The 6,588-nt window shown below is 57.2% G+C and carries 7 protein-coding genes; 5 read left to right on the top strand and 2 right to left on the bottom strand.

The annotated features are described in order from the left end of the window. From DES45_RS24545 to DES45_RS24525, 5 genes are all read left to right on the top strand, one after another. The coding region (locus DES45_RS24545) for a cbb3-type cytochrome c oxidase subunit I (RefSeq protein ID WP_210210270.1) at window positions 1-375 on the top strand (375 nt) is incomplete at its 5' end. Between the two features lie 138 nt (window positions 376-513). Beyond that, on the top strand, window positions 514-993 hold the full coding sequence (locus DES45_RS24540) for a DUF2231 domain-containing protein (protein WP_114773550.1): 480 nt from the start codon (window positions 514-516) through the stop codon (window positions 991-993). 5 nt (window positions 994-998) lie between these two features. Next, complete coding sequence (locus tag DES45_RS24535) at window positions 999-1,721, top strand: IS6 family transposase (protein ID WP_114773549.1); 723 nt, start codon at window positions 999-1,001, stop codon at window positions 1,719-1,721. Between the two features lie 118 nt (window positions 1,722-1,839). After that, a complete protein-coding gene (locus DES45_RS24530) occupies window positions 1,840-2,040 on the top strand; it encodes a hypothetical protein (RefSeq protein WP_114773548.1) in 201 nt (66 codons plus the stop codon). 167 nt (window positions 2,041-2,207) lie between these two features. Then, window positions 2,208-2,906, top strand: coding sequence for an IS6 family transposase (locus tag DES45_RS24525; RefSeq protein WP_114773547.1), 699 nt, complete (start codon window positions 2,208-2,210; stop codon window positions 2,904-2,906). Between the two features lie 236 nt (window positions 2,907-3,142). Here the strand turns inward: DES45_RS24525 and DES45_RS24520 are convergent, their stop codons facing one another. Beyond that, window positions 3,143-4,762 (bottom strand): serine hydrolase domain-containing protein, encoded by a 1,620-nt coding sequence (locus DES45_RS24520; protein WP_114773546.1) that lies wholly within the window; start codon window positions 4,760-4,762, stop codon window positions 3,143-3,145. Window positions 4,763-4,838: 76 nt separating this feature from the next. Then, on the bottom strand, window positions 4,839-6,371 hold the full coding sequence (locus DES45_RS24515; protein WP_114773545.1) for an ABC transporter substrate-binding protein: 1,533 nt from the start codon (window positions 6,369-6,371) through the stop codon (window positions 4,839-4,841). Between the last annotated feature and the right edge of the window lie 217 nt (window positions 6,372-6,588).

The raw sequence follows: 6,588 nt of genomic DNA, 5'->3' as shown, positions 1-6,588 counted from the left end.
TACTGGTTCCCGAAGATCACCGGCTACGTCTATCCGGACTGGATCGGCCGCCTGCACTTCTGGATCTCCTTCATCGGAGCCAACGTGCTGTTCTTTCCGCAGCATTTCCTCGGCCTCTCCGGCATGCCGCGCCGCTACGCCGACTACCCGGACGCCTTCGCGGGCTGGAACCTGGTCTCCTCGATCGGCTCCTACATCTTCTTCGCCGGCCTCTTCATCTTCATGTTCGGCCTAGTCTATGCCTTCGTCCGCAAGGAGAAGGCCGCCGGCAACCCGTGGGGCGAAGGCGCCACGACCCTGGAATGGACCCTCTCCTCGCCGCCGCCATTCCATCAGTTCAACACGCTGCCGAGGATCTTAGATACCCACCACTAGAGCAGGGACTGGTTGCATGGACACAGCCAGGAGGTGCTAGATGGTTTCCGAAACTGACCGATCGCCGATGCATTGATCCATCGACCCCTTCGCCGGACGCTGATCACCCGATTGGGTTCTGGAACGAGAGGAGACGCTGTGGTTGCCCTATCCAGTCCAGGGGGGCTGAGGCCGCTTCACACCCTTCACGCCATCCTTCTCGCCTTTCCGCTGCCCCTGTTCCTCGGCGCGCTCGCCAGCGACTTCGCCTACCGCTCGACCTTCCACGTGCAGTGGGCGAACTTCTCGTCCTGGCTCATCGCGTGCGGGCTGGTCGGTGGCGGCTTCGCCCTGCTCTGGGCGCTGGTGAACCTCTTTCGCCGGGGCACGGCCCGCAAGGGGCGGCTGATCGTCTATTTCGTCGTGCTGCTCGTCATGTGGGTGCTCGGTTTCGCCAACGCCCTCGTCCACGCGAAGGATGCCTGGGCAACCATGCCGGAGGGCCTCTACCTGTCGGCTGTCGCGACCCTGCTGGCTCTCGTGGCCGCTTGGATCGGCTATTCCGGATTCCGAACCGAACAGGGGTTCTGTTGCAGCTTTGAGCCTTGCACGGCCCGAGCTACGACAGGAGCGGGCTGAGGGGGATGGCAGTGAAGCGAAACGACAAGAACCCGTTGAAGGGTTGGCAATTTACAGCGCATGTCGGCCTTTGGGCAGTGCGTTGGTATCTACAATTCCCAATCAGCCATCGCGATCTTGAGTGCATGCTCGCGGATCGCGGGATCCGGGTTGATCACACAACCCTATTCCGATGGATCCAAGCCTACGCTCCAGAGCTCGAGAACTGCATCCGTCTGCATCTGCGTCCGACGAACGGCTCCTGGCGCGTGGATGAGACATATATCCGGGTAAAGGGCAAATGGGTCTACCTCTACCGCGCGGTCGAGGCTGCTGGGCAGACGACTGACTTTTTGCTCTCACCTAAGCGAAATGCCGCTGCTGCTCGGCGCTTCTTCGGCAAAGCCTTAAAGCAGCCTCATACAGTAAACCCGCGGGCCATCACGGTCGACAAGAACGCCGCTTGCCCAATCGCGACAAACGCCATGAAGCTGGAGAGGACGCTTTGGCGCTTTGCCAAAGTCCTGCAGGTGAAATTTCTGAATGATATCGTTGAGCAGGACCACCGGCGCATCAAGTGGTTGGTCTGGCCAGGTTTAGGATTCAAGAGCTTTGTGACGGCCACCCGAACGATTGCAGGCTATGAGGTGATGGCGATCATCCGCAACGGACAGGCTGTCAGCGCGCCAGCGAACGACATGGGCGCGCAGCGCGATTTCATTGACACCCTGTTCTGTGCAACTGCGTAACCTGCGTTCTTGTCCGGCCTTCGCTGACCTATGTCAGGAGTTGCAACGGAACCTGTTTGTCCCATTTCCACGCGCGCGCATGAGACCAGTAAAAGCTAAACTCGCTCTGGGAGGAACCGTGAACACCTACGACCCTGATCTGCACGAGCAGCACCGAAAGCTGGACGCCATCGATGCCCGGCTGGCCCGGCATCAACAAACCACCCGGACAGCCCTGATCCTGTTTTCGCTCCTGGTGGCGTTGGCTCTCATGCTGATCGTCAACCACATCCCTCAGTGCGCGACCATGTTGGAAACGCTCCTTCGCTCCCTTCCATAACGCCACTTGTCGGAATTACGCACGTAGGCGCAAAGTTAAAATGTCCCACTGTAGAAAACTAGAAATGTCACGCTCCTCTGGACGGCGCTGCATGGGAGTGGATCTGTCGCAACAATTTTTTCAAAGTTTCCGGTACTGAGACTGTGGTCACAGTAGCGGAGGAAGCAGTGTTCAAAGATAGGCATTTTGATCAATCCGTGATCCTGCTCTTCGTGCGGTGGTATTTGGCTTACATTCTGAGCCTGCGGAACTTGGAAGAGATGATGGCGGAGCGCGGCACCTCGGTTGACCACGCGACGATCCACAGGCGGGTTACCCGTTACTCACCCGAACTGCTGGAACGCTTCAATTCACGCAAGCGATCTGTCACTGGCAAGTGGCAAATCGATGAGACATACATCAAGGTCCGTGGGCGATGGATGTACCTTTACCGGGCGATCGACAGCAATGGCGATACGGTCGAGTTCTGGTTCAGCCAGCAGCGCAATCTCGCTGCCGCCAAACGGTTCCTGTGCAAGGCGCTCAAGCGGCCTGGCCGGCCAGAGCGGATTGCGATCGACGGCAGCCAGACCAATCGAGAGGCGATCCTGTCCTGCGACACCACTAACCAGCTCCAGGATCGGTCAAGACGCAAGCTCAAGCCGATCCGGATCCGGCAGAGTGCCTACCTCAATAACCGCATTGAACAGGATCATCGCGCTATTAAGCGGCGAGTGCGGCCAATGCTCGGCTTTCAGTCTGTCGCCAGCGCCCGTGTGATCCTGAGTGGGATCGAGATGGTGCATATGACGCGCAAACAACAGGCGAAGTATGCTTGCAATCAGCAGCTAACCCTTGCGGAACAGTTCGAGCTACTCGCGGCCTGAACGCGCTGCCGAGCGGCTGTCCCTTTCTTGTCCCCTCTCCAGGTTTGCGACACAGCCCGGGGAGTACGGATCCATTTGATACTCTCGCTTATGCGCGGGTCCGGTCACTGCCGCGTTAACCTGACGATGCCTATGTGCAGGTCGCGGTCGATAATGGCAGCTTCGCTACGGGTAATATCTACAGCTCCGGCGATGGGCGCGGCCAGACTTGAGCACAGACGTCCAATAGTCGTCATTCATACTCGGGAGAGAACAAGGTTTTTTGTTCTATCGCTGTCAAGTACAATGCCACCTTCAACAAACCGGACCGTATAAAGCCACGGCAAAACCCAGGGTGCAATCCGCCAGGCATCGTGCATGTCGGGATACCCCTGATGAGCAACGTAAAGGTCCGTATCGAACTTCTCCAATGCGAGTTTACAGGCACCGACATCCGACGATAAGCGCAGCCATCTGCAATCATTTCCTTCACTGATTTCTGCGGTTAAACTAGAGTCATAATAGGTTCCGGCGCAGCCAGAGCCATCGTTTTCTGTATCCAACGTCGGCACTCGGTCGAAGCGACGCCTGTACCCGAAGCGGTCTGTCATAATCGAACCATCCGATTCGAGTCGAAAGGTAAAGGCTGGAATGGACGTCCTTGGAGCATAAACACCAGGTGCAGTTTCGGCGATGGAAGAGGTTCCCATGCTCGTTACAAGCATCGGCCCCGACGAGCGCTGCACGATTCTGAAAATGTCGCTGCTCGTCCCGTGGCGGTACGCACCTGCAGCGGCCTCAAGCCGGCTCCTTCCGCTCAGGGAGATGTCCATCAAGGCTTTTCTGCCAAGAGCCAGGTCCACAATTTGTCTCGCCAAATCGAAGGGGACGATCTCATCTGTGTTCGCCAGAATCACGACCGCAAGATCTAGCTCGGGAAAGAAGACAGACTCGGATTTCGAACCTGCGATCCACCCACCGTGGCCAATCCCCCGCAAACCGTGGTGCATAGTGTTCACCAGCCCGAGCCCATAGGGCACAGTCTCGCCATTTGCGAGGCGGGTCGGCCTGCGCATCCGTGCGAACATCTCCAGCGTCCCAACAATTGGTTGCCGGAGGTTCCGCTGCCATTGCAACATATCGTCCAGTGTGGACACCAATCCTCCTTCACCCCCGATAGCAATTCCCCAGGCTGCCTTGAGCCAACCACCGTCGGGACCAACACGATGGTGAGTTGCCAGACGCGGCAGGATGATGTCATCGCGCGGCATCAGTCGCGTATCGCTCATTTTGAGCGGCCCGGTGATTTTCTCGGTGAGGAGCTCGTCGAAGGTCTTGCCCGAAACCTGTTCTAGAATTTCCGAGAGCAGTAGAAAGTTCGTGTTGCTGTACAGTAAGTCCTCGCCCGGCGGAAAGTTGGGTCTCCGCTGCCGGGACACGAAGTCGCGCGCCAACCGTCGCGACGATGGCGCGAGAATGGGCACTCCACTCAGAATCATGAGTTCGAGAATGTCACGAAGGCCGCTGGTGTTGGATGCGAGATGCCACAGCTTGATCGGGTCGTCATCGACAGGAAGCCACGGGCAGTGCAGACGGACATCGTCATCGAGGGACAGCTTCCCTTCCGCCTCTAACATCAGGGTTAAAAGAACGGTGAACTGTTTGCTCTGCGAGGCGATGCGGATCACCGTTCGTGGATCGAGCGGGACCGCGTGAGCCAGATCGGCCATACCATAACAAGCTCGATGAACGATTTCTCCACGGTGAATCACACCAACGGCAGCGCCCGGCGAGTCGGGTCGACCCCATGACGTGAAGAGGCTATCGACGCTGGCAGAGAACCCAGGCGGGAGGGCGGTGAGGGAAAGCGTGACCATGTTTCCATTGCCTAATCGTAAGTCAAAGCGCCCGCTGATCAAGGTGATCAGCGGGCGTCAACCCCGACAATCTATCCTAGGGTTTCAAGGAAACGTTCCAGAAGGCGGGCCAGGGCGAGGGCGTGAACCCCTGCAGGTTGGGAGACTTCGCGGAAAGCGAATTGAAGTCACCAATCTTCACCAAAGGCGCTTCCGCAAAGATCAGGCTCTGTACTTTCTCCCAGAGCTGAATGCGCTCGGCCTCCGTCGTTGCTTTGTTGAGGGCAGCAACCGCTTCGATCTTTGCCGGCGTGTTCCACCATCCGCTCGCCGTTGGAGACAGAATGCTGATCAACGCAGGATCGGCGAGGAAGGGACTGTGAGTAACGAAGATTTCCCAAAGCGCAGGATTCCGAATCCGCTGGACAAGCGTAGCCCAGTCGACGACCTCCATGGCGACATTGAAGCCCGCGAGCTTGAGATACTCGGCTGCAACCTGCGCCATCTTGTAGTGAAACTCATACTGTCGGCTTGTGACGATCCGCAGTGGCTTCTGCCCGTCATATCCGACTTCCTTCAGGAGAGTTTTCGCCTTGTCAGGATCACCCACATTGTAGGGCTCGGCACCCGCTTTCGTGTGCCAGAGGAAGTTCTTCGGATACATGGGCGCATTGACGGCATAGAACGCCTGGTCGCCGAACGCGGCGGCCAGCATATCCTCCTGCTTCAGTGCAATTTGCACAGCCTTCCTTAACCGCACGTCACTCAGAAGTCCTTCCTTGTTGTTCATGACGAACATCGGCCATCCGAAGGGAGCAAGGACGACAGGTTCGGATGCGCTACCTTTCAAGCGAGGATAGGATTCGATCGGTAGAGAGTCCGTGTAAGTGAATTGACCTGCCAACGCACCTTCGACACGCGTGTTGGCGTCCGGCACTGGAACGAACCGGATTTCGTCGACATACTGATGACGAGCTCCACCGTACCCACTCGCCTCACCAGAGGTCGATTGGTAGGCATCGAAACGCACCAGTTGCAGATACTGATCGGGTTTGCGTTCTTTGACTCTATAAGGCCCAGTACCGATCGCGTCCTTGATTGGATTGTCGAGTTTGTCGGCCGGCATGATAACAGCAGCGGAATTGTTGAACGCCAACAATGCAAGTAGCGGCGCGTAGGGCTCTTTCAGACTAATCTGCACAGTGGTCGCATCAAGAGCTTCGATGGAAGCAATGTTGTCTACGATTTGCTTGCCGCGGCTCGCCAGATCCGTCCAGCGCTTCAGCGACGCGACTACGTCCTTTGAGGTCATTGCCTGCCCATCGTGGAATGTCACGCCTGGTCGTAGCTTGATCGTATAGATCCGGCCATCAGCTGAAATCGTGGGCATTCCATCTGCGAGCAGGGGAGTTGTTTTCCAGTCCTTATCGAAGGTGAAGAGCGTTTCATAAATATGTTGACTGATCATTCCGACAATGTCGGTCGAGCTCACCATTGGATCGAGTGTTGGTGGCTCTCCGATTGTAGCAACGTTGATTGCGCCGCCCCGCTGTTGAGCGGTTGCCGGAGCAATGGCCATTAGTGCGACCGTCAGCCCCGCCAGGGTCGAAAGTTTCACTGTTTTCAACATCACCTCCCGAATTCCACAGATATGGAATATACTTTATTATTATGAGATGATGCAGCCGACGTTGTCTAGCACTACTTTGGCACTTTCGTGAGGGGGCCAAGGGTGAAGGATGTGTCGCAAACTTCGAGCAGGGACGCGAAGACGGCCGACGCTCCGTCACAGGTTCAGGCAGCAAGCAGATCGAACTGCTCTGCCAGTGAAGGGTGCGGATTGGAGG

This window comes from Microvirga subterranea (genome assembly GCF_003350535.1).
GTDB classification, from domain to species: domain Bacteria; phylum Pseudomonadota; class Alphaproteobacteria; order Rhizobiales; family Beijerinckiaceae; genus Microvirga; species Microvirga subterranea.
This window is presented reverse-complemented; position numbering and strand designations above follow the sequence as displayed.

Bases quoted from the DNA above. Each gene is read 5' to 3' on its own strand.
- DES45_RS24535 (WP_114773549.1), top strand. From the start codon at position 999: ATGGCAGTGAAGCGAAACGACAAGAACCCGTTGAAGGGTTGGCAATTT.
- DES45_RS24515 (WP_114773545.1), bottom strand. From the start codon at position 6,371: ATGTTGAAAACAGTGAAACTTTCGACCCTGGCGGGGCTGACGGTCGCA.
- DES45_RS24520 (WP_114773546.1), bottom strand. From the start codon at position 4,762: ATGGTCACGCTTTCCCTCACCGCCCTCCCGCCTGGGTTCTCTGCCAGC.